General features: G+C 42.8%; 21 protein-coding genes. All 21 read right to left on the bottom strand.

The genetic code is table 11. The features are described 5' to 3' along the window. A complete protein-coding gene (locus FNL97_RS07205) occupies positions 1-1,209 on the bottom strand; it encodes a thiolase family protein (RefSeq protein WP_143415299.1) in 1,209 nt (402 codons plus the stop codon). Next, positions 1,203-2,081 carry a 3-hydroxyacyl-CoA dehydrogenase gene (locus FNL97_RS07200; protein ID WP_062755125.1) on the bottom strand — a complete coding sequence of 293 codons (879 nt, stop codon included), beginning with the start codon at positions 2,079-2,081 and terminating at the stop codon, positions 1,203-1,205. Before FNL97_RS07200 ends, FNL97_RS07205 begins: the two co-directional genes overlap by 7 nt. 97 nt (positions 2,082-2,178) lie before the next feature. Then, positions 2,179-3,696, bottom strand: a complete 1,518-nt coding sequence (locus tag FNL97_RS07195) for an aldehyde dehydrogenase family protein (protein ID WP_062755123.1) — start codon at positions 3,694-3,696, stop codon at positions 2,179-2,181. 25 nt (positions 3,697-3,721) lie between these two features. Beyond that, positions 3,722-4,495: an enoyl-CoA hydratase-related protein gene (locus tag FNL97_RS07190; RefSeq protein ID WP_143415298.1), complete on the bottom strand. Its 774-nt coding sequence runs from the start codon at positions 4,493-4,495 to the stop codon at positions 3,722-3,724. 16 nt (positions 4,496-4,511) lie between these two features. Then, entirely contained in the window at positions 4,512-5,288 is a 777-nt protein-coding gene (locus FNL97_RS07185; RefSeq protein WP_081189481.1) for an enoyl-CoA hydratase/isomerase family protein, read from the bottom strand. Beyond that, positions 5,281-5,592, bottom strand: coding sequence for an EthD family reductase (locus tag FNL97_RS07180; protein WP_062755118.1), 312 nt, complete (start codon positions 5,590-5,592; stop codon positions 5,281-5,283). The genes FNL97_RS07185 and FNL97_RS07180 overlap by 8 nt, the downstream gene beginning before the upstream one ends. A gap of 28 nt (positions 5,593-5,620) precedes the next feature. Continuing rightward, positions 5,621-6,100 (bottom strand): 1,2-phenylacetyl-CoA epoxidase subunit PaaD, encoded by a 480-nt coding sequence (gene paaD / locus FNL97_RS07175; RefSeq protein WP_062755116.1) that lies wholly within the window; start codon positions 6,098-6,100, stop codon positions 5,621-5,623. A 32-nt stretch (positions 6,101-6,132) separates the two neighbouring features. After that, on the bottom strand, positions 6,133-6,975 hold the full coding sequence (paaC, locus tag FNL97_RS07170; RefSeq protein ID WP_062755114.1) for a 1,2-phenylacetyl-CoA epoxidase subunit PaaC: 843 nt from the start codon (positions 6,973-6,975) through the stop codon (positions 6,133-6,135). After that, positions 6,951-7,304, bottom strand: coding sequence for a 1,2-phenylacetyl-CoA epoxidase subunit PaaB (gene paaB / locus FNL97_RS07165; RefSeq protein ID WP_062755113.1), 354 nt, complete (start codon positions 7,302-7,304; stop codon positions 6,951-6,953). Before paaB ends, paaC begins: the two co-directional genes overlap by 25 nt. Positions 7,305-7,322: 18 nt before the next feature. After that, positions 7,323-8,291: a 1,2-phenylacetyl-CoA epoxidase subunit PaaA gene (paaA, locus tag FNL97_RS07160; protein ID WP_062755111.1), complete on the bottom strand. Its 969-nt coding sequence runs from the start codon at positions 8,289-8,291 to the stop codon at positions 7,323-7,325. 94 nt (positions 8,292-8,385) lie between these two features. Then, positions 8,386-9,711, bottom strand: a complete 1,326-nt coding sequence (paaK, locus tag FNL97_RS07155) for a phenylacetate--CoA ligase PaaK (protein WP_062755109.1) — start codon at positions 9,709-9,711, stop codon at positions 8,386-8,388. 457 nt (positions 9,712-10,168) lie between these two features. Continuing rightward, positions 10,169-10,570, bottom strand: a complete 402-nt coding sequence (gene paaI, locus FNL97_RS07150) for a hydroxyphenylacetyl-CoA thioesterase PaaI (RefSeq protein ID WP_062755107.1) — start codon at positions 10,568-10,570, stop codon at positions 10,169-10,171. 376 nt (positions 10,571-10,946) lie between these two features. Next, on the bottom strand, positions 10,947-12,416 hold the full coding sequence (locus FNL97_RS07145; protein WP_143416295.1) for an aldehyde dehydrogenase family protein: 1,470 nt from the start codon (positions 12,414-12,416) through the stop codon (positions 10,947-10,949). 24 nt (positions 12,417-12,440) lie between these two features. Beyond that, positions 12,441-13,592, bottom strand: coding sequence for an iron-containing alcohol dehydrogenase (locus FNL97_RS07140; RefSeq protein WP_143415297.1), 1,152 nt, complete (start codon positions 13,590-13,592; stop codon positions 12,441-12,443). A gap of 255 nt (positions 13,593-13,847) precedes the next feature. After that, positions 13,848-14,576, bottom strand: coding sequence for a S8 family serine peptidase (locus tag FNL97_RS07135; protein WP_143415296.1), 729 nt, complete (start codon positions 14,574-14,576; stop codon positions 13,848-13,850). Next, positions 14,548-16,329: an ABC transporter ATP-binding protein gene (locus FNL97_RS07130; RefSeq protein ID WP_143415295.1), complete on the bottom strand. Its 1,782-nt coding sequence runs from the start codon at positions 16,327-16,329 to the stop codon at positions 14,548-14,550. Before FNL97_RS07130 ends, FNL97_RS07135 begins: the two co-directional genes overlap by 29 nt. Next, entirely contained in the window at positions 16,326-17,321 is a 996-nt protein-coding gene (locus FNL97_RS07125; protein WP_143415294.1) for a peptidase U32 family protein, read from the bottom strand. The genes FNL97_RS07130 and FNL97_RS07125 overlap by 4 nt, the downstream gene beginning before the upstream one ends. A 16-nt stretch (positions 17,322-17,337) precedes the next feature. Next, on the bottom strand, positions 17,338-18,252 hold the full coding sequence (locus FNL97_RS07120; protein ID WP_143415293.1) for a hypothetical protein: 915 nt from the start codon (positions 18,250-18,252) through the stop codon (positions 17,338-17,340). Positions 18,253-18,265: 13 nt separating this feature from the next. Beyond that, on the bottom strand, positions 18,266-19,339 hold the full coding sequence (locus FNL97_RS07115; protein WP_143415292.1) for a YncE family protein: 1,074 nt from the start codon (positions 19,337-19,339) through the stop codon (positions 18,266-18,268). A 15-nt stretch (positions 19,340-19,354) separates the two neighbouring features. After that, positions 19,355-20,779, bottom strand: a complete 1,425-nt coding sequence (locus tag FNL97_RS07110; RefSeq protein WP_143415291.1) for a radical SAM/SPASM domain-containing protein — start codon at positions 20,777-20,779, stop codon at positions 19,355-19,357. A gap of 42 nt (positions 20,780-20,821) precedes the next feature. Then, positions 20,822-22,456: a quinohemoprotein amine dehydrogenase subunit alpha gene (gene peaA / locus FNL97_RS07105; RefSeq protein ID WP_143415290.1), complete on the bottom strand. Its 1,635-nt coding sequence runs from the start codon at positions 22,454-22,456 to the stop codon at positions 20,822-20,824. Positions 22,457-22,471 lie beyond the last annotated feature (15 nt).

Below are 22,471 nucleotides of genomic sequence, written 5' to 3'. Positions count from 1 at the left end.
TTATTCCTCCGTATTTTCTACGATCGTGGCAATTCCTTGTCCGACACCGATGCACATCGTCGCCAGTCCATATTTCACGCCTCGTTTTTTCATTTCATAAATAAGCGTCGTTAAAATGCGGGCACCGCTGGCTCCAAGCGGATGCCCAAGGGCGATCGCTCCGCCGTTGACATTGACCTTCGTGCGGTCTAATTCCAGCTGGCGGATGCATTCAATCGATTGCGAGGCAAATGCTTCGTTCAATTCGACGAGGCCGATGTCAGCGATCGTCAGCCCTGCGCGGCGAAGCGCTTTTCTCGTTGCGAAAATCGGGCCGATTCCCATCACGGCCGGTTCTACGCCCGCCACGGCAGACATGACGTATTTGACGAGTGGTTTCAGCCCGAGCTCTTTTGCTTTTTCCGCGCTCACTAGTAGCAGAGCCGCTGCCCCGTCGTTGACGCCGGAAGCATTTCCCGCTGTCACCGTGCCGTTTTCAAACAGCGGCGGCAGTTTGGCTAGCTTTTCGAGTGTCGTATCCGGACGTGGATGTTCATCTTTGTCGACGACGACGCGATTGCCTTTTCGGTCATAGTAGACGACCGGCACTAATTCATCGGCAAAGCGGTTCGTTTCGATGGCTTTTTTCGCTTTCATTTGGCTTTCATAAGCAAATTCATCCTGCTCCTCCCGAGTGATGCCGAACCGTTTCGCAACATTTTCCGCCGTCTGCGGCATGCTGTCAGTTCCGTACATTTCCTCCATTTTTGGATTGATAAAGCGCCAGCCGATCGTCGTATCAAACATTTCGATATTACCGCGCGGAAAATCGGAGCTTGGCTTTGCCATGACAAACGGCGCGCGCGTCATGCTTTCCGTTCCGCCGGCGATCATGATTTCCGCCTCTCCTGTCATAATCGCACGCGCTGCGTAATTGACAGCATCGAGCCCAGAGCCACATAAGCGGTTTACCGTCGTTCCCGCCACTTCGATCGGCAAGCCAGCCAACAGCGCCGCCATGCGCGCGACGTTGCGGTTATCTTCCCCCGCCTGATTGGCGTTGCCAAACACTACATCTTCAATTTGTTCGACCGGAAGACTCGGATTGCGATCCACGAGCGCGCGGATGACCGTCGCCGCCAAATCATCGGGACGGACGTCTTTGAGCGCTCCTTTATATCTCCCGATTGGCGTGCGCACCGCATCGACAATCACGACTTCTCTTAACATGATTCGTCCCCCTTGTTTTCTTGTTTGGTGTAATCATATACCCCTTTTCCCGTTTTGCGACCAAGCCGTCCCGCTTTCACGTATTGCTCGAGGAGCGGAGCAGGACGGTATTTTTCTCCCAACTTTTCATGCAAATATTTTAAGTTGTTCAGCCTTGTATCCAGCCCGACTAAATCGGCGAGCTCAAACGGCCCCATCGGAAAGTTAAGGCCAAGTTTAATCGCCTTGTCAATCTGTTCCGGCGTTCCGACTCCTTCTTGAAGCATGTAAAACGCTTCATTGCCGATTAACGCGCTGATGCGGCTTGTCACAAATCCCGGAAACTCGTTCACGACGACCGTTTCTTTGCCCATTTTTTCCGCGACGTGCTGAATAACGTTGACTGTATCATCGCTCGTTTCTAAACCGCGGATGATTTCGACGAGCTTCATTTTGTGGACCGGATTGAAAAAGTGCATCGCGATCACTTTTTCCGGCCGCTTCGTAAACGAGCCGATTTCCGTCGGACTCATTGTCGATGTGTTCGTCGCGAAATAGCAAGACGCCGGCGCATACTTGTCAATCGTCTCAAAAACTTGTTTTTTCACCTCTAATTTTTCCGGGACGGCTTCAATCACTAAGTCCGCTTCCCGCACCACTTCGGCTAAATCCAAGAAGTAACGCAGGCGCGATTCCGATTCCTGCCGCTCGGCTTCCGTTAACTTGCCGCGGGAGACAGCTTGTACAAAAATCTCGGTTATTTCTTGTTTCGCGCTTTCCAGCTGTTCTTCCTTCACATCGACGAGAATCGTTTCAAAACCTCCTACGGCACTGACATAGGCAATTCCTCTCCCCATGACTCCAGATCCAACAACAACAATGCGGTGAACCATAAAAGTCCCTCCTTAATCGTTCTATATGTATGTTGGACAATGGAAAATAAGCACTCCACCCTGCCGGATAGAGTGCTTTGCTGCCATATTTTTTTGTTTACACGCCAAACGGATTGAGCGGACGGCTTCCGTAATAAGAAAGAATGCTTTTCGTTTCCGTATATAAATCGAGGGTTTCGATGCAAAGCTCGCGCCCGAATCCGGACTGTTTATATCCACCAAACGGCGTTCCTGGGAACGCGGAGAACGGGCTATTAATCATGACAATACCGGCTTGAATTTGTTTCGCCACGCGAATTGCGCGTGCATGATCTTTCGTCCAGATGGCCGATCCTAAACCATATTCACTGTCATTAGCCAATTTAATGACTTCTTTTTCATCGTTAAATTTCATCACAACGACAACCGGACCGAAAATTTCTTCTTTGACGACTTTCATTTGATGATTGACGTCCGTGATAATGGTCGGTTCGTACCAAAAACCGTTTTCAAACCCTTCCACTTTCGCTTCTTTCCCGCCAGTGACAATCGTAGCTCCCTCTTCGATGGCAGATTTAACATAACTGTCAATAACTTCTAGTTGTTCGCGGCTAATGATGGCACCGACATGCGTATCTTGTTCAAACGGGTTGCCAAGCTTTAATTTTTTCGTTTTTTCTACAAACTTTTCCATGAATTGATCGTAAATGCTCTCATGTACGTACAAACGGGAGCGCGCTTCACAAGATTGTCCGGTATTATAGAAAATTCCGAATAATGAGCCGTTAACAGCTGCATCAATGTCCGCATCCTCGAAGATGATGTTCGGCGATTTGCCGCCAAGTTCTAATGTTACTCGTTTTAGCGTTTTCGACGCTTTTTCCATAATATTTTTCCCAACCGGAGTCGAACCAGTAAATGCGACTTTATCAACAAGCGGGTGCTCAACTAAATAATTACCGACTTCAGAGCCAGACCCGGTAACCACGTTGACGACGCCTTCCGGGACACCAGCTTCATGGCAAATTTCAGCAAGTACAATACATGTCAATGGCGTTAGTGAAGCCGGTTTGACAACAACAGAGCAGCCTGCTGCAATCGCTGGGGCAATTTTCCACGCCGCCATCATTAACGGGTAATTCCATGGAATAATTTGCGCACATACCCCAACAGGCTCTTTTTCTGTAAAATTATGAAACGCACCTGGCATGTTGTTGACCGTACCACGATGGCCGACAATGGCGCTGGCGTAAAATTCAAAGTCTTCAATTGCCTGCATCACTTGTCCTTGTGCGGCGGAAAGTGCTTTTCCTGTATCTAAAATCTCTAATTCTACTAGCTCGTTAAAACGAGAACGCATAATAGAAGCAATTTTGTTTAAAATACGCGCCCGTTTGTTGACAGGAAAATGGCGCCATTTGCCGTAGTCAAATGCCTGACGTGCCGCTTGAATTGCGCGTTCCGCATCTTCTTTCGTTCCTTTCGCCACTTTCGCAACCGGCTCTCCTGTAGCAGGGTTATATGTCGTAAACGTTTCGCCAGAAACGCTTTCGGCGCGTTCTCCGTTAATAATAAGATGATACATTTCACGTTTTGTTTCGAGCTTCTCCATTTTTTGTTCTTTTACTGTTGTCATTTACTTTCCACTCCTTTTCCTTAACTTACTTTCCTTGAAATGATGGTGAGCGTTTTTCAAAGAAAGCACGAATGCCTTCCTTATGGTCTTCCGTCAATCCAGCAATACGTTGGCCATATGCTTCTTTTTCCAAGTAATCTTCAAAGGTGCAATGCCAGCTTTCGCGCAAATAGCGTTTTATCAAACCAACCGCTTTCGTCGGCATGTTAGCAAGCCGATCAGCAAAACGCTGTACTTCCTCTTCCCAGGATTGTTCAGGAACAACAGCGGTGGCAAGTCCGAGTTCGACCGCTTTTTGCGCGGAAATTTTTTCGCCGAGAATCGCTAATTCAAGTGCTTTCGCATGCCCGACTAAACGCGGCAAATAATACAAATTTCCCGCATCCGGAATGAGACCAACGTGAATAAACGCTTCTACAAAACTCGCTTTCTCCGAAACAAGCCGAAAATCGCACGCGATCGCCAAGCTCATTCCCGCGCCGGCCGCAACACCATTCACAGCGGCGACCACTGGTTTTTCAAAATGATAGAGCGTTTTCATCATTGGCGCATAGCGCGTCCTTAGCACTTCCCCGTGATTCATTTCCTCCGTCACACCGCCGAGATCTTCACCGGAACAAAACGCCCGTCCTGCCCCAGTAATCACAAGGCAGCGAACGTTTTCATCATTAGCAGCTTGCTTCAGTGCTTTCGTAATTTCCCTGTTCATTTGTTCGGTAAACGCATTCAGTTTGTCAGGACGGTTTAGCGTAAGCCATGCTATACGGTCGCGTACTTCATAATGAATCGTTTCGTACAATCCGACAGCACCTCCTTTATCTTCCTTGAAAACGCGGCTTCCGTTTTTCGATAAATGCCGCCATTCCCTCTTTTTGATCCTCAGACGAAAAGAGAAGATAAAAATTTTTTCTCTCAAACTGCATGCCTTCATATAGTGAATAATCTACCGCCTTATAAACGGCTTCTTTAATTAAGCGAACGGATAAGGGAGGCTGTTTCGCCAACTTTTTCGCAAACCGCATTGTTTCTTCATACAATAACTCTGGCGCGATAACACGGTTGACAATTCCTAATTCATACGCTTCCTTTGCCGACATACGCTCGCCTGTCCAAAGCCACTCGAGCGCTTTTGTTTTGCCGATTAATTTAGTGAGACGCTGCGTTCCGCCCGCACCTGGCATAACACCGATATTCACTTCCGGAAATCCGAATTCCGCCGTATCGGCCGCAAATAACAGGTCACAGCTAAGCGCAAGTTCAAATCCGCCTCCTAATGCAAAACCGTGTACAGCGGCAATCGTAGGCTTTTTAATAAGCGCAAGGCGATCCCATTCGGCAAATTGATTAAGCAATTCCAGCGTAATGGAATCATCGTTTGCCATTTCGTCGATATCCGCTCCTGCTGCAAACGCACGACCGCTTCCCGTCAAGACGATGACGCGCACGCGTTCATCACGGTCGTAAATTTCCATCGCTGTGACGATTTCCGTTACCATTTTCCTGTTCAATGCGTTCAATACGTCAGGACGATGCAGCTCAATCACGGCAATATTCTCATCAACATGCGTGCGAATGTGCGCAAACTCAGTCATTTTTCACTTCCTCGCCTACCATTAATGTTACGAGATCACCTGCAAACGACATTAAGTCTTTTCCCGACGCTTTCGCTTCACTCGTTTTCATTGCTTCTTTGAACGCTTCATAACTGTCATAGTACATTTCGCATAATAAGTAGTATTCACTCTCCCCTCCCATCGGCGTACCGGTAATTTTCGTTACTTCCATTTTGCGAAGTCCCGGAATTTTCGCGGTAATTGGAGCGTGCGTACCAAAATAATGTTCATCAAATTTTTCTTTATCTTTTGGTTGCTTGTAAAGAGCAATCATCTTAACCATCGTTCTCTTCTCCTTTTCTATAAAATTTTTACATCCATGTTGAAATCGGTTTCAGCGCTTCAAACGGATTTTTGCATTGTTTACAGTAGAAAATGCTTCGGCAAGCGGTAGGTCCAAACAAGTTTTCTATTACTGTAAAGGAGGAGTGGCAATACGGACACTCGACATGCCACTCTCCGGTTGGACCGACTTGACGCGGCGGTGGCGCAATACCAAATTCTTTTAACTTTTCCCGTCCCTTCTCCGTAATTCGGTCAGATGTCCATGGTGGATGGCGAATAAATTCTACATTAACGTGCTCGATCCCTTCTAACCGCAAAAGAGTCTGTTCGACACGTTGTCGAATAATATCGAGTGCCGGGCAGCCGATAAACGTCGGAATCAGTTTGACTGTAACTTCACCGTGTTGCACCTGAACGTCTTCGACCATTCCTAAATCTATGATACTGACCGAATCAATTTCAGGATCTTTGACGGAATCTAATGTTTCTATAATTCTTTCTACCATCGTTACCCCCTTCTTTCTGAAAAACTTGTAGATTACCACGCCGCTAGAGGGTCGATGCGATATACTTCCGACAATGTCATAATCGCTTCATCTAAATCTGCCGTATGTTCCCCGTTTCGTCCGTTGCCTCGCTTCATGCCGAACTCGCTTGGCAAATCGAGGTTTACTTCTTCAAAAATCGGTTTCATCGCTTGAACCCAACGTTGTTTTAACGTCTCTTCGCTTTCGATAATTTCGAATTCCGCCATTCTATCTCCTTTCGCTCCGAGCGTCAGCACCCCGCCAAAATCTTCAAATACTTTCGCAACCGCATTTTTCATACGTTCGCGAGCCTCTCCTTGAACATTCGTAAGTTGAATGAACCATGTTCTCCAATGCATGAGGTGGTAATAAAGTTCCATGTTGATTTTGACAGCAACTTGAGCGAGTGGTTCATACGAACTATGTTTCAACGAGTCGATGCGCACTTTTTTCGCCTGCGTGTAAAAATAATGACGAACAACGGTAAACGCCCAATCATAGCGGGGCTCGTGCAAATAATGACCAGGACCGTTTACCTTTTCGAGCAAAACTGCGTTTCGGCGTTCGGACGATGGACGTTGGTGCGCCAAATCGTCTGCCTTTCCGATACCAATGTCTTCTAGCAATTGATAATACATTGCCGCATGACCCATCGTATCTTGATTAATGGAAGAAAATGCGATATCCTCTTCAATGTGCGGCGCGAGCCCAAGCCATTCCGAACCGCGATAAGCGAGAATAAAATCGTCATCCGCTAGCTGAAACAATAGCTCAACAAGCGCTTCTTTATATTCGGGATGTTGCTGAAGTTCCTCTGGTTTCGTGATTTTCATCGTTGGATCTCGCCCTTCCATGAAAGAATCTCTTTTTCATCGAACATTTTCTGTTCGTATTGACGCCATTTCTTTTTCAAGTATCCATACCCTTTTGTAGTACGATAATCTTTATTATCAAGTCTCTTTAACGATTCTTTTTCTTCTTCCGTCATCATGCGGATGTCCGATCGTTTCACGACCCATATGTCGGAAACAGTTTCGCGCCGCATAAAATTTTCTTGCGCCATCACTAAAGCGATTTCATGGTTTGGAGCAAGCAGGCTAAATTGATGCTGAAGCGGCGCTGTGTCATTTCTCCTACTAAATACCTCAAACACTTGATAAAAACCTTTTCCGCTATCACTCATTGCCCATTCCCCCACTTCTCACACTGCTGCTGATTGACCGCCTAACGCTTCACGAACCCAAGCGTTATTGTGGTACGATAACTCTCGAAGACGAAGCCGCTCTTTCGATTTTGGTCCATTGTTGCGAATAATTTCTTTGAACCTGTCCCAATCTGGCTGTTTGTAAACCCATTTCCCTTTCACTTCATCAAAATGCATCGTTTCATCTGGAAGTTTTAATCCTATCGACAAAATGCGTGGCACATATTTCGTAAAGAAATCTTGGCGTAATTGTTCATTTGTTTTCGTCCGTATGCGGTATTTAATCGTAATGTCTTGCTTCGATGTTCCCGTTGTTGCTGCGCTATCAGGACCGAAAAACATTAACAATGCTTCCCACCAACGATTCAATGCGTCTTGCAGCATCTCTTTTTGCTCTTTCGTTCCTTCTGCAAGCGCCAAAATAATCGATTCGCCGTGCTGGGCGTGGAACACTTCTTCCGCACAAATCCGCTTTAACGCCCGGGCATACGGCCCGTAAGAAGCATCTAGCATGTTTGTCTGCGTAATAATAGCAGCTCCGTCAACGAGCCAGCCGATCAATCCTGCATCCGCCCAAGTCGGCGCAGGCATATGGAACACGTTATGGAACTTTAAATCTCCTTTGAACAAATCTTGCATAATTTCCTCGCGCGTTTTTCCAAGTGGTGCCATTAAATCTTCGGCAACGCGGAGAAGAAGCTGACCATGCCCCATTTCATCCTGCACTTTCGCCATAATGCCAAGCTTTCTTCTTAACGAAGGAGCTTTCGGAACCCATTCCTTCTCCGGAAGCGCTCCCATAATTTCGCTAATACCATGCATCGCAATAAGCTTAATTAACGTCATGCGATAGTCTTCTGGCATCCAATCATCTGCTTCAATTTTTTCCCCCGCTTCAATTCTCTTCATAAACCGCTCGTACTTTTCCTCTTCAGATAGCCGTCTAAACAATGTTACTACAGGCATCTCTCTCCTGCCTCCTAATTAATTATATAACGTTTGTTTAACGTAATTATAAAATAACGTTATAAATATTTCAATCATAAAATTACTAATTTTCTTATAATAACGCTTTTTCCTTACGGTAATCTACGATACGAATCGCTTTCCCTTCTGAACGTGGAATGGATTTTGGTGGATGGACGTTGACGTCGATAGACACAAGACAGTGGGTTTTCAACAAATACTGTATTCGCTTCACCAAATCGCGGACGCGTTCATCGTGAAGATCACTTCCGATTTCTTGATAGAATCGCTCGCTTACCTCGACTTGCAATTCAACGACATCAAGCGTTCCTTTTCGTAAAATATGAACTTGATAATGTGGCGCAAGCTCTGGGACTGTCAATAAATAATGTTCTATTTCTGATGGGAAAACGTTAACACCGCGTATAATGAGCATATCATCAACACGCCCTTTAATTCTCGACATTCTTGTTGTTGTTCGTCCACAGATACACGGTTCTTTCGTAATTGAAGCGATATCACCTGTGCGATAGCGAATGACTGGAAACGCCTCTTTTGTCAAGCTGGTAAAGACAAGTTCTCCTTCCTCACCTTCTCCCACTGGCTCGAGCGTATCTGGATTAATGACTTCTACAAAAAAATGGTCCTCGGCTACATGCAATCCGTTCTGCGCTTCATGACACTCCATGGCAACCCCAGGTCCGATGACCTCACTCAATCCGTAAATATCACACGCTTTAATTCCAAACTCCTGTTCTAACGTTCTCCGCATTTCCTCCGACCAAGGCTCTGCTCCGAAAATCCCGTATTTTAGCGACGTTTGTCGCGGATCTTTGCCAAGCTCTTTCATCCGTTCAGCAATGTTCAATACATAGGAAGGTGTACCACAAATAATATCTGGCTTAAAATCTTCAATAATCATAATTTGTCGATCCGTATTCCCTCCTGATACCGGAACAGTCACTGCACCTAACCGCTCGCTTCCATAATGGAGACCTAATCCTCCAGTAAACAATCCATATCCATAGGCATTATGCACAATATTTCCCGGGACTCCACCCGCAATTGCAATAGCGCGTGCTACAATGTCTGCCCAATGGTTGATATCGTTTTTTGTATACGCTACCACTGTTGGTTTTCCGCTCGTTCCGCTTGATGCATGGACTCGGACACAATCTTGTATGCTTACCGCAAGCAGTCCAAATGGATAATTATCCCGCAAATCTTTTTTTGTCGTAAAGGGCAACTTTTTAAGATCATCTAACGTGCGGATATGATCCGGTTTTACACCAATTTCGTCAAACTTTTTGCGATAAAATGGTACATGCTCGTATACCCGCTTAACTGTCTGTTGCAACCGCTCTAATTGCAACACTCCCATTTCCTTTCTCGAAGCCGTTTCAATACGATGTAAAATCATTCTCCCATCTCCTTTTTAAAGCGTTTTTATCAATATTTTAAAAAATAAATATACATAACGTTTATTTAATGTAGTATATATTTATCATCATATATAAGTTGAAAATATTGGAATAGTGGTCGGTTTTTGTGGACATCTAATCCACATAAATGCTCATAGAGTACTTGCATCGAGAAAACCTCCTTGAGATCGACGCGGGGATGAGCGGCTGAAGCAGTAACTTCTCATTGGAACTTTAATCCTGCGCGCTCCCCAAACGAAGTGACATTCGCAAGTGTACCAGGCTGCTTGGGCCTGTCTGTTCATCGTACTCAAGATACCAAATTTGAAACGACCTCTGTTCGCTTCCCTAGAATTTCCTATAATCATTTGGACAACTTTTTCTGCTCTATGCAAAACCTTGGTTGCTTTTTGAACACTCTCACGAAACTGAACTTTATTTTCACTTCTTTGATATTTACGGAACAAGTTTGTCTTTCTTGCGATATACCATTCCTTCGGCTAAAGCAATTAACACTTCTTTGTCATTTAAAACCTCGATTCGATATACCCCAAGACGGTTTGGTTTCGTTTCTTCGCGTGCGATTGCCACTAACCTATCGCCTATTCCGCTAGCTTGCATATAATACATTGTCATCGCGATACCAACCGCTGTTTGATTATGAGAGTTGCTAGCACAGGCAAAAGCCACATCAGCCAAAGAAAAAATAGCTCCTCCATTGGTACTACCATGAAAGTTCAGCAAATTTTCCTTTACTTCCATTGATACTTTTGCATATCCTTCCCCGACATCTTCTATAGTGATGCCTAAATAATTAGCAAAGGGATCTTCCTTCATTTTCCCAATAAAGCCACCCATCTTCCTCACCCCCTTAATTGCTTTTTATCAATAGTTCTCTATTTAGTAAAATCAATCTTTATGGATGATGTACTGTGCCACTTCTCCTATTCCTGAAACAATTCGAAGGGATAAGACAACTACTTCGACATCTGCTTTTCTTCTGATAAGTGCTAAAACAATGCCATCACAAAATATTTCATCCTCATTTTAAGTTATATGATATAACGTTTATATAACGTAATGAATATTATTATTATATTTATATTAAAAATATCTAGAATATTATAAATTGTCAATCATTATTTTATTGCTTTTACGCGAAAAAGAAGAATTTCAAAAATAATGGTCTTTCCTGAGAAGAACATGGAAAGACCTTAAACGAGTAATGGTTATTTTATAAGCCATACCAATTAAATTTCTCTTGACTTAAATCAACCCACACATGTTTTGTTTGTGTATACATGTTCATTGCTTCTATACCAAGCTCACGTCCAAATCCGCTTTGTTTCATTCCGCCAAACGGGGCGGCGCTGTCTAGCATACTAAACGTATTAACATACACTGTTCCAGCTTTCAATCCGCGTGCCATTCGGTGGGCGCGGGCCAAATTTGTTGTCCATACACCTGATGCTAATCCGTAAATACTTTCGTTTGCCTTTTTTAATGCATCTTCTTCGTCTTTAAAACGAATAATGGATACGACAGGACCAAAGATTTCTTCCTTTGCTATCGTCATATTGTTGTCAACGTCCGCAAATACGGTCGGAGTATAATAGAATCCATTTCCACACTCTTCATTTCGTTTACCTCCTGTTACAAGTGTGGCACCTTCTTGCTTACCAATTTGAACATACCTTTCAATGATATTTAACTGCTCTTCGGATACTTGCGGACCCATCTGTGTATTCGGGTCAAGCGGATGGCCGACGCGGATTGACTCTGCTTTGCGGGCAAACTCTTCGACGAAACGGTCGTAAATAGTTTCTTGTACAAACAGCCTTGAACCTGCCGCACACACTTGCCCTTGCGCAAAGTAAATGCCAAATAATGACCCACTAATTGCCGCATCAATATCAGCATCGTCAAACACGATATTTGGGGATTTTCCTCCTAATTCCAGAGAAATCGGCTTTAAATGTTTACTTGCTGCCTGCATAATAAGCCTTCCTGTTGCCGTTGAACCGGTAAATGCGATTTTGTCCACATCTGGATGAGAAGCAAGTGCAGCCCCTGCCGTAGGGCCGTAACCGTTCACTACATTAATAACCCCGTCTGGAATACCGGCTTCCTGCAACAGTCTTGCAAGTTCCAATACACTAATCGGTGTTTGTTCCGCTGGTTTGATCACAATCGTATTCCCGGCTGCCAGAGCCGGCGCTAATTTCCACATTGTCAGCATGATCGGGAAATTCCATGGAACAATTGCGCCGACTACTCCAACTGGCTCACGAAGCGTATAATTAAAACGATTTCCTGGAGACGCAAGCGTATCCCCTTGAATTTTGTTTGCCATTCCCGCGTAAAATTCAAGTACATCAATGGCAGCTGGAATGGCGATCAGCTTTGTTTCATTAATCGTGAGTCCGTTGTCATTTGATTCAACTTCTGCTAAATAATCAACATTCTCCCATAGTTTTTGGGCAGCTCGATATAATAATCGACCGCGTTCACTTGGAGACATCGAAGCCCATGGACCCGATTCAAATGCTTTGCGGGCCGCTTTTACCGCCAAATCAATATCAGCTGCATCCCCTTCTGCGATAATTCCGTTAATTTCTTTCGTTGCCGGATTAATCGACGTAAACGTTTTTCCAGAAACAGAATCTACCCATTTTCCGTCAATGAATAGTTGATACTTTTTCATCATCTTCCCCCTTTACCCATAGCTTTAGTAAGCGATTTCAAGGATACGTAAAACATCTTCCTTTGTTGCCTCTCTCGGATTAAATAAAATCGCAATCTCTTTTAAAGTATCTTCTGCAAGTCTGTCAAATTGTTCTTTTCTAACACCTAACTCCCGTAAAGTAGGAATATCGATTCTTTTAGATAGTTTTTTAACTGCATCAATTGCATATTGAGCAGATTCTTTAATAGATAAACCTTGTACATTAAGCCCCATAGCAATAGCAATGTCTTTGTATTTTTTCGCAACATTTTCGCATTCCGCATTAAATTCCATTACATAAGGTAAACAGCAAGCGTTCGCCACACCGTGAGCTAACCCGCAATGAACGCTAAGTGGGTGGGCAATCGCATGAACCAATCCAAGCACTGCAGAATTAAAAGCGTATCCAGCCAACATGCTTCCGAGAAGCATATTTGTTCGAGCTTCTTTATTTGTTCCATTTTTATAAGCTTCTTCAAGATTATTGAAAATGAGTTCAATCGCTTTTAGCGCATTAATATCACTTGGGATGGAGGCAGCTTTTGAAACGTACGCTTCAATAGCATGAGTCAAAGCATCCATTCCAGTGGCCGCTGTAACCGCAGGCGGAAGACCAATAGTTAGTTCAGGATCTAGCAAAGCGATCGTTGCTCCACAATGTTGCCCGCCAATAACCATCTTTTTTAGACCTGTCGTATCGGTAATCACAGTAAATGCCGTCACTTCACTGCCCGTGCCTGCTGTAGTTGGAACGGCAATGAGAGGTTTTGTCGGGTTTTTTACAAGGTTTAATCCATCATATTGATGAATAGGCCCTGGATTTGTTAGCAATATATTGATAGCTTTCGCGCAATCAATTGTGCTTCCGCCACCAACTGCAATGATTGCATCCACCTGTTCATTTTTCGCTAATTCCCCCCCTTCTTCCACGATTGTATCTGGTGGATTTGGAAGTACTTTATCAAAAACAACAACATCCACTTCCACATTACTTAATAGATTATGAACATTATCTATAATACCTGCTGCTTTCACACCGCTATCATACACTAATAGGATCTTTTTCGCGTCAAATTGTGCTAAAACTTCTGGAAGTTTTTGAATACTTCCCTCCCCAAATATTGCTTGGCATGGAATTCCAAATTGAAATTCCATGCAAAACCCTCCTTCAATATTTCTTATCCTGCCATTTGCAAATACTATTCCACCATTAAGATTAAAATTACATAATTTTAAAAAATCCCACCTTATTTTATAAAAAATTACAAAAATTAAATATATTTATATTATATATGATATTATATATTATATCAACATTAACTACAACATTTTGCAATTGATAAACTTAACAAATAGCGTTTAATCTAATCTCTTCAGCTCAATACCTTCATTTCTTGAAGATACATCAATTTATGTAAAATCATTTTTCTTCTCCTTGTTTCTATATAAATTTTCAAAATACATAAATACATCCCCGCTTTGCCAGTCTTGATGCTCCTGTAAAAGGCGGGCCACTGAGGCAGAAAAATGCGCAGCGGCAAAACTGTGCCCGTGAATGTTATATAATTGCAGGTTAGTAGGTAGTTCACGGGGATAGCCACAAGCACGGAAAAACTTTTTCGTTACAAACCGCCATTCATGGCGAGGAACTTCCCCAGCACATACCCCTAAAACCGTTTCGTACTTCGCAGGCCAGTAAAGCTGATTCCCTTCATCATAAGCGGATACCATCACAATTCCTGCCTCGTACGCTGCTTGGCAAGCTTCCCGCACTTTCTTGTCATCCCTCGCAATTCCAAGACTCAAATTAACAATATTCATCTTTTCATTAATACACCAATAGATGGCTTCTGCTAAAACAGAAGGATAGGTCGCCAATTTTTCATCGAAAATTTTCACAGCAAAAATGCGGACGTCCGAGAGTAGATATTTGAGCACCGCTGTAACAGCAGTTCCATGTCCCAGTCGGTCTCGAAGGTCGTCGTGGTATTCGATCCATCCCTCCCTGTTCACACGCAAGGCGATGCCGCCGTCAATCCCGTTTATATGTGAATGATAAGGATTCACACCGCTATCTATGACAGCAATTTTCAATTCATTTCGCTGAGAATTACAAGCTTGGCTGATAGACGCTTCCACTTCGCTCCTCTCCTTTCTCCCCTGCACGTTCAGCCACCTCGATTTTATTTATCATTTCCTCATAGCTAGTTGTCTCTACAATTTTTCCATTCTCAATTACCAAGTAACGATCTAACCAATCAAGCGATGCAATTCGGTGCGAAATAATGATTAAAGTACGGTTAGGGCGAGCTTTGCGCCATTCATCGAGTCTGGTGAAAATTTCCCTTTCCGCTAGAAAATCCAGTCCGCTTGTCGCCTCATCCAAAACAAGAACTTCGGGATTTCGCAGCAACCCACGGGCAATGGCGAGACGCTGTTTTTGCCCCCCAGAAAATAATTTGCCTTTTTCGCCAATGACCGTTTCATACTGATGAGGAAGACTCTGAATTTCATCATGTAGGCCTACTTGCCTGCAAACATGGAAAAGCTCGTTTTCTGTTATTTGTTTTCGCTTTTCCTCAGAAAAGCCAAGCAATAAGTTCTCTTTCACCGTATCGTGAATCATCTCCGCTTCTTGAGGAATTACAATCACTTTTTGGCGAAGTTCATAAATCGGCAAATTTTCTAGATCGGTGCCTTGGAATAAAATTGTTCCACGCGATGGTTTCGCCAAACGGACAAGTAAATCGACAAACATGCTTTTCCCAATTCCACTTGCCCCTACTAACGCATACGAATAACCGGAACAAATCGTAACGTTTACATCGCTAAACAAATATTTTCGTTTCCCCATTTGTTTACATACGTTGATAAACTGGAATGTTGACGTTTCATCTATCTTCTTCGGATGCTCCGGAAAATGAGTATCCTCGCTTGGCAGATGCAAATATTCTATAATCCTTTCTAATGAAACAAACATATTTTGAAAACGAATGTATAACCCAGCGATTGTTTGAACCGGCGCAAAAAAGCGGCTCAAATACGTGGTAAAGGCAAGCAAGCTGCCAACGGTTAACGTTCCGTTTAGCACCTTCATTCCACCAATGAATAGAACAAGAGCTGTCGCTGCTGCTGTTGTGACTCTCGGAATACCCGCGGCAATACTTTCTAAAAGAGCATACCCAAGGGAAGTAGTATTTAATACATTGATTTTTCTTCCTAAGCGCTCTGTCCGGTCCGCCTCAGCCTGCAATAATTTGATAGAACGTATATGACTGAATGTGTCAATGATATGTGATTGAATATCACCTTGAAGAATGCGAATTTCTTTCGTTTTTTGCATAAGCTTAGGCCGAAAATAAAACATAGACCATAGTAATATCGGAAATATAATCAGCGTTACCAAAAAGAGCTGCCAATTTAAATAAACTAACATGGCAGTGATAAACAAGAAGTTAAAAACAGACATAATGAATTGGAAAACGCCATCTGTCAACGTTCCGTGTACGATATTCAAATCGCTGTTTAATCGGTTGGTTAAGTCCCCGATCTTTGTTCGTACAAAAAATTCATACGGCAAGCGTTCTAGTCTATCGAAAAAATACATCCGCAATTTTTTCGTGATGTTTAACGTAATATACAGATAAATATAGCTGTTCACATTTTGCAAAATCACGCTAAGTACAACGATTACAAGTGTTACCGAAATGACCGATTCTAAAGAATACTTTTGCTTTATTAATACATGATCGATAAACACCTTCGATAAGTATGGATAAGACAAATCTGCTATCGTCGTAATCAAAGCTAAACAGAGAACCACAAGCAAGACCCAGCGATAGGGCGCAAAAAAAGGCTGCAACCATTGAAGAAGACGGATATTATCTTTCATCGGTAGTAACACATATATCCTGAATCACAAAATTCTGGAGTTTTTCTTAGCAGTTTTGCCTTTTTTTGCAACCCTACTTCATCTATTCCTTCCCTTACCGCTTTGACAACGGCAGAAACAAGCTGAACACTGGCTAGCTTTCTTAAGGAATTTGCCTCGCGTCCAACAATTTTCAATGAATCGATGCCTAATTCGGCAATCTTCTTTAAGGAACATAGCCCGCAAGGACCTAGAGGAATCCCACTGTTTGATATCGAGCATCCGCAGCTATGTGTAAACCAAACAAATTCATGATAATCTTTTAAGTGATTTTGCAGCTTCTCTCTTTCCTTCACCGATAATTCTTTTTCCTCTCTCGCTGACATAAATTGAAAATCCCAGTTTTGCGATGCGCAAAACGCACCAACTTGGTTATGGGTGGTAAAACAAAAGCTTTCCTCATAAATGCATCCGTCATTTAAAATAAATAACTCGTACTCTAAATCACGTCCTCCTGCTTCCATCACTTCATTCATTTCCGCTAAAGATAAACTCCGTGGAAATACGATTCGTGAAGCCCCTATCTCTCGATACAGCTTTACGCTTTGGCTATTTATCGGTGCTGCTAAGCTGCTTACATGAATTACCGCATCAGGGATTGCCTCTTTAATCGATATCATTAATCCAATTTCGCTAACAATGAATGCATCGGTTCCGCAGTCGTAAACTTCCTTAGCTATCTCCAACAAAAGCGGAAGCTGAGTATTTGTATAATACGGCGCATTCAATGTCATAAAAACCGGAACACCGTATGAATGCGCTTTCTCAATTAACTCTGCGTACTCTTCAATCGAAGGAATACTTGCCTGAGGGGCGCGGCGGTTCATCCATACTCCCGCAGTGAAATGCTTTAGCCATTTAAACGGGATATATCCTACATAAAATTCCTCCGCTCCGCTTTTTACAAGCATCTCCACCTCTTCTGCCTTGCTGATCGGCGCCAATACTTTCAAACAACCTCCCCCTTTGCTAAACAGGTATTTTCGGATGTACAACAAGGCGGCGAACCCCATTTTCAAAAGCCCAATCGAGCCCTTTTTCAACTAGTTCAAACGTTTGCTTATAAAATGCTGTATTGCCTTTTTGAAATATACGAACAGGCAGCTCTCCTAATTGCGGCTTTTTATTGATTAACTCGGCTGCATAATGACGACATTGTTGTTTACAAGAAACATCTCCCTTAAATTTCTTTTCCTTCGGCTGATGAAGGGTGCCGACAAGGCATGATCTCCCCGTCGCAATGACGGCGAATCCGAGATGCAGCGATATAGAAAGCGGAGTTTTCAATGCATGTACTGTCTGAATAAACGAATCATATTCAACCGATTTGACATGAAACCGGCGAAAAAATGTTTGAAAAGAGGCAGTTTCAAAGGACGAATGGAAAAATACTTCTTTCGCTTGCTTTGGTGCCTCTGTTTGATCATAGCGATGGGCGACACGTGGATCGCGAATCATCTTGTTTAATAACCGTCCCACCACAGGTTGCAGCGACGGGAATGTTGTCACAATCATATACAACACTCCCCAATCACTTACGACTACCTCTACACCACTTCCTTCCGTTTCAAGCCATTCTAAAAGAGGAAGCAGTTTTCTCATCCCCGCCTCTGGAACATACGGGGTGACGAATGTAAAGTCATATCCGTTTTCCTTTGCAAAAGCATATGCTGTTTTTAAATCCGCTTCTTTCGGAATTCGATATTGACAAAACTCAGATCCGAAATAAAGGCGGGTTGGGGAAAAATGCCCTAAACGGGAGCGCACGCATTTTTGGATATATAAATACGTTTCTCTTTCAACCGAATTGAGTGCTGTCAACCCCTTATCCCCTTTAATTAATGAAAGCTGTTGAATATCTTGACAGGCAACTGCTAACTCCATACATACCACTTCCTTATGGCTGTTGAACTTGAACGACCCGTACATCCATCGTATCTGTCCGAAGCGGAATCGTCTCCAATAGCTCTAATGTCTCTGCATCATAAAAACTGACATCCGGGCCTGCTCCCGATACGTAAACCGTCTTGTCATCCCCACTAATATTAAATCCGTATGACGTCCCTGGAACATTTGGAACGACTTTCTCATATTTTCCCGTTTCTAAATTTACTTTTGCTAACATATTCATCCCGACATATGCATATTTTCGATCTTTTGTAACTGCTCCGGAAAAAAGTCCGAGCATTTCTCCCTGAAACTCATACTCCTTTACTTCCCCTGTAACAAGATCAAGCGTTAAAATTCCTTCCGTTACTTTTCCTGTTTCTGGATAAAATTTATAGTTTGTGGATACGGAAAGATAATGACCGTCTGCTGCACGGTCCCAAAAATAGAGCACGTTCCCGATTCCTTTTTTCACATCATCGGGATACATGATAGAGTGGTGTAACTTCAATTCATCTTTTTCAATATCGTATATATATAAATCTCTCGCCCATACGGCAATGCGCTTCCCGTCTTTAAAAAATTGCAGCGTATGCGTTCCCCACGGAACATCTATTTCTTTCACGACTTTTTTTGTTTTTACATCTATCACTTGAATAACAGGGGGTAATGACTTTAATTCCGTTCCCGTCTTTTTCGCACGCATCACTGTTGCGTACAAATAATCTCCTTTTGGATCAACCGCTAAGCCGTAAATGCGGTTAATCGAATTGCCAGAAGAAAAGGAGAGAGTATCAACGACTTTATTTTTTAACGTATCAATCACTTCAACCGTTTGCCTTGCCCCTGTTACAACAAATAATTTTTGTCCATTTTCTGTCCAAGACATGTTTCTTGCAGCACCTTTTACAGGGATTTCCGTAACCTCTTTCGTCTTTGGGTCTACGGCAAATACATAATCCAATCCCCCAATGTAAAGCATTTCTTTCGTTTTCGCCGTTTCTTCTGCTTGAAACGGCAGCGTGAAAAGGAAGACAAACATAGCACAAAGATATAAACTACGGTAAATGGCTCTTTTCAACATCCTCTCCCCCTTCTGCTAGGAAGTGTGGCAATTAGCCTGAAAACCCGCGACCCGATCTAAAAAGGCCGAATTATATTTCATAATTTGCACGTATGCTTTTAGTCCAATCGTATACCACCGCTTCATCCATTGACAGTAGTGCAAATTAGGAGACGTAATTTCCCCCATTCTCTCTTTCGCTTCGTAATAACATCCACCCGCGCACGTGTGCTTCAATGGACAGCGGGAACAACTAGTTTTATTATCAACATGCAACGATCCTAGCAGAGCTTTTTGTGCATCGCGGTTTACTCCTGTATAAATATTTCCTAACTGATAATTTTGCTGTTCATTAAATCGATGACAAAGGAATAGTTCCCCGTTCGGACTCACAGCAAAAAAACCCATGCCTGCGCCACATCCATATCCTTTATTGACTCCTTTATGCAGTTCTACCAGAATATTTACTAGATTAGAAAAGCCAAGATAGCGATCTTCTTTTGCCTCTTCAATAAATAACTGTGTCAATTCTTCAAACTCATCAAGCAAACGGTAAAGTTCTTGATTGTTTAAAATAAATGCTTCTTCTGTTTCTGTTACAGGGGCAAATCCAACTTCGTGAAATCCCATGTTTTTTAGGTGAAAAAACGTCTCACGAATCGGCGGGAAATGTTTAGTTAATGTTACCCGCGCAGCAATGGGCCGGGTACGGTGGCGCTCAATTAATTTTTTTACATTTTTGCTTACAATCTCGTATGAGCCAAACCCAGTTTTAAAAGGACGCCATTGATTTTGTACCGATTCATCTCCATCGATGCTTACTGATACACCAACACGATGTTGTGCTAAAAAATCAATTCTCCGTTCTGTTAAAAGAGTGCCATTTGTCGTTAAGGAAAAATCAATTGTTTTCCCATACTTCTTTGCAAGCTCTGTGCCATATTCAACCGTATGTTTTAACAGTTCCCAATTTAATGTAGGTTCCCCGCCGAATAAAATAACGGAAACGGAAGGGCTATTTTTCGATGATTCCATTAGAAAATGAAGCGCCTGTTCTGCAGTTTGCCGATCCATGGTTTTCATCGGCTTTCCATAATGTCCGCCTCCTGCATAGCAATACGTACAGCCTAAATTACATTCATTAATCAAGTGAAAGACCAAAGTTTGGACTGGGAGATCGCCAATTGGAACGCCTGGCGTTTGGCTCATCTTCCCTATTAACCCGTTCCTAATAACAATTTCCTGTTGGATCAATTCTTCGACAACCTCTGTGAGTAGTTCCACCGAATACTGATCTTTTAATGAATCGCACAACATTCGAAAGGAAATCCCACGTTTTGGAATGTTCTTTAACACTGTCTCGCTGACGGAAGATAGCTCGCTAATCACTCCGCTTAACCCTTGAAAAATATAAGGCTGGTTGTTAACCTCAAACATCAACTCATTTGTTAAAGAGAGCATATCATTTTCCTGTAAAATAAAAATCTCCTCCTTTCTCCCTTCTTAACGAATGTAAATGTAATCAGGTACCGTTACTAATAAAAATGTTTCTCCTTGAACTTGTTTCTTTGTCAACGGATCTGTATATGTCGCAATAATCGTTACGTTTCCAGCGTTATTTGTTGACCATTCTCTTTTTGGATTCGGTCCACCATTAGCTGGTGTGAATAAACCTGTATCGGTATTGATCGTTCCTACAAAATGAATGTCATGATCATCATTTGGGCCTAATAAAAACTCCTTCATGCTCCATTTGGCAGGAACAGGACCAATTTCTACATCATCATTCGTTCCTTTCTTTCCATCAGCACCGACGTGATAGCCAACAGCTTCAAATTGTACGCTTTGTTGATGTCCGTAATAGTTAAGACGCGCTACTCCATATTCCGGAGTCACTTTGATATAATCGATTTTTTCGTACACTTGAATTGTAATTTGTTTATTTCCTAATTGAATTGTTTGCGGACCAGGCTTAACATCTTTTGAAACTTCAAGTTGAACCCAAACATCATCTTTTTTTTGTTTTTCAATTTTGCGAATGGCTATGCCAGCAGATGTTTTAAAATCTTCTTTTTTCACGTGTTCCGGTAATTTCATTCCAATTATATGAACTACAGATGTCTCTCCTTTTTTCATGGCTTTCGGCCATACAGCCAAAAGTGTAGTACGGTCTGCTTTGTAATATGTCTCATCAGCGTACTGACCAATATCACGCACTTGGTTCCAGCGCCCTCTAATGGTTATTCCATCTTTTTGAATGTTAAATACACCGCGCAATTTCTTATTCTTTCCCTCTAGACTGCTTCGAAGAGAATAACCAGTGAATATCCGAACATTCCCTTTATATGTTTCTGTTTTTCCGTCAGGCATCAGCATCGTACGATTCTCGTAAAAATCCTCTCCCTTTCTTTGAAACTCGGCATAACCGCTATACATTCCAATGCCTGGACGATAGCCAACAATACGCCATCTTCCCTCTAACTTATACTCTTTCTTTCTCTTTTTCCACTCTGTCCATTCTTTCGTACTTAACGCATGTGTTTTCGCTAAATATTCAATTACTTTTTCTGATTCTTCTTCCCACTTTTGGGTTCGCATTTGATAAATCATCGAAGGGTTAAACGCAATATGGAAATCTTTCAACTTCTTCCACTCTTCCTCTGTGCGGTACTGCGCCAAAGGTCTTGCTCCTGCATGACATGAAATACAAGATTTTTCAATCGCTTCATTTCCCAACTTTGGTTCTATAGTTGAACCATTGCTTGTCAACCAATACATCACTTTTTCTGTTTCTTCGGGAGCTAAACCGTTTTTCTCACTCAATTCCTTTACGACCGCCATTCTATCTTCAGGTGTAATTTGAAGCCCCCATGCTTGTTGCATGCGAGAAATCGTATCTTCCCATCCTTCAGGAGTTTTGCGAACATCGCTAATTCTCTCAATGCTTCCGTCGCTTCTTATCGCATGGCATGTCAGGCAATTTTTTTGAATGGCCTCTCCCCATTGTTCCGTGCCATTTTGACGAACAGCTGTAGCCGGCAGGGCACTTTCTTTTTCTTTCTTTGTCACATAAACAGCCGCTACAATAGCTACGATAATAATGATTACCATAATTACCCCAAACCAAATTTTCCTCACTGACTATCCCTCCTC

The organism is Geobacillus sp. E263, from assembly GCF_007197795.1.
GTDB lineage: Bacteria > Bacillota > Bacilli > Bacillales > Anoxybacillaceae > Parageobacillus_B > Parageobacillus_B toebii.
The sequence above is the reverse complement of the archived record's forward strand: the minus strand, read 5'-3'. Positions and strand labels throughout refer to the sequence as shown.

Bases quoted from the DNA above. Each gene is read 5' to 3' on its own strand.
- paaB (WP_062755113.1), bottom strand. From the start codon at position 7,304: ATGAGTGATAGCGGAAAAGGTTTTTATCAAGTGTTTGAGGTATTTAGT.
- FNL97_RS07200 (WP_062755125.1), bottom strand. From the start codon at position 2,081: ATGGTTCACCGCATTGTTGTTGTTGGATCTGGAGTCATGGGGAGAGGA.
- paaI (WP_062755107.1), bottom strand. From the start codon at position 10,570: ATGGGTGGCTTTATTGGGAAAATGAAGGAAGATCCCTTTGCTAATTAT.
- FNL97_RS07110 (WP_143415291.1), bottom strand. From the start codon at position 20,779: ATGCTCTCTTTAACAAATGAGTTGATGTTTGAGGTTAACAACCAGCCT.
- FNL97_RS07120 (WP_143415293.1), bottom strand. From the start codon at position 18,252: ATGGAGTTAGCAGTTGCCTGTCAAGATATTCAACAGCTTTCATTAATT.
- FNL97_RS07180 (WP_062755118.1), bottom strand. From the start codon at position 5,592: ATGGTTAAGATGATTGCTCTTTACAAGCAACCAAAAGATAAAGAAAAA.
- paaK (WP_062755109.1), bottom strand. From the start codon at position 9,711: ATGATTTTACATCGTATTGAAACGGCTTCGAGAAAGGAAATGGGAGTG.
- FNL97_RS07195 (WP_062755123.1), bottom strand. From the start codon at position 3,696: ATGACAACAGTAAAAGAACAAAAAATGGAGAAGCTCGAAACAAAACGT.
- FNL97_RS07145 (WP_143416295.1), bottom strand. From the start codon at position 12,416: ATGAAAAAGTATCAACTATTCATTGACGGAAAATGGGTAGATTCTGTT.
- FNL97_RS07115 (WP_143415292.1), bottom strand. From the start codon at position 19,339: ATGTTGAAAAGAGCCATTTACCGTAGTTTATATCTTTGTGCTATGTTT.
- paaC (WP_062755114.1), bottom strand. From the start codon at position 6,975: ATGGAAGGGCGAGATCCAACGATGAAAATCACGAAACCAGAGGAACTT.
- paaD (WP_062755116.1), bottom strand. From the start codon at position 6,100: ATGGTAGAAAGAATTATAGAAACATTAGATTCCGTCAAAGATCCTGAA.
- paaA (WP_062755111.1), bottom strand. From the start codon at position 8,291: ATGCCTGTAGTAACATTGTTTAGACGGCTATCTGAAGAGGAAAAGTAC.
- FNL97_RS07205 (WP_143415299.1), bottom strand. From the start codon at position 1,209: ATGTTAAGAGAAGTCGTGATTGTCGATGCGGTGCGCACGCCAATCGGG.
- FNL97_RS07140 (WP_143415297.1), bottom strand. From the start codon at position 13,592: ATGGAATTTCAATTTGGAATTCCATGCCAAGCAATATTTGGGGAGGGA.
- FNL97_RS07130 (WP_143415295.1), bottom strand. From the start codon at position 16,329: ATGAAAGATAATATCCGTCTTCTTCAATGGTTGCAGCCTTTTTTTGCG.
- FNL97_RS07185 (WP_081189481.1), bottom strand. From the start codon at position 5,288: ATGACTGAGTTTGCGCACATTCGCACGCATGTTGATGAGAATATTGCC.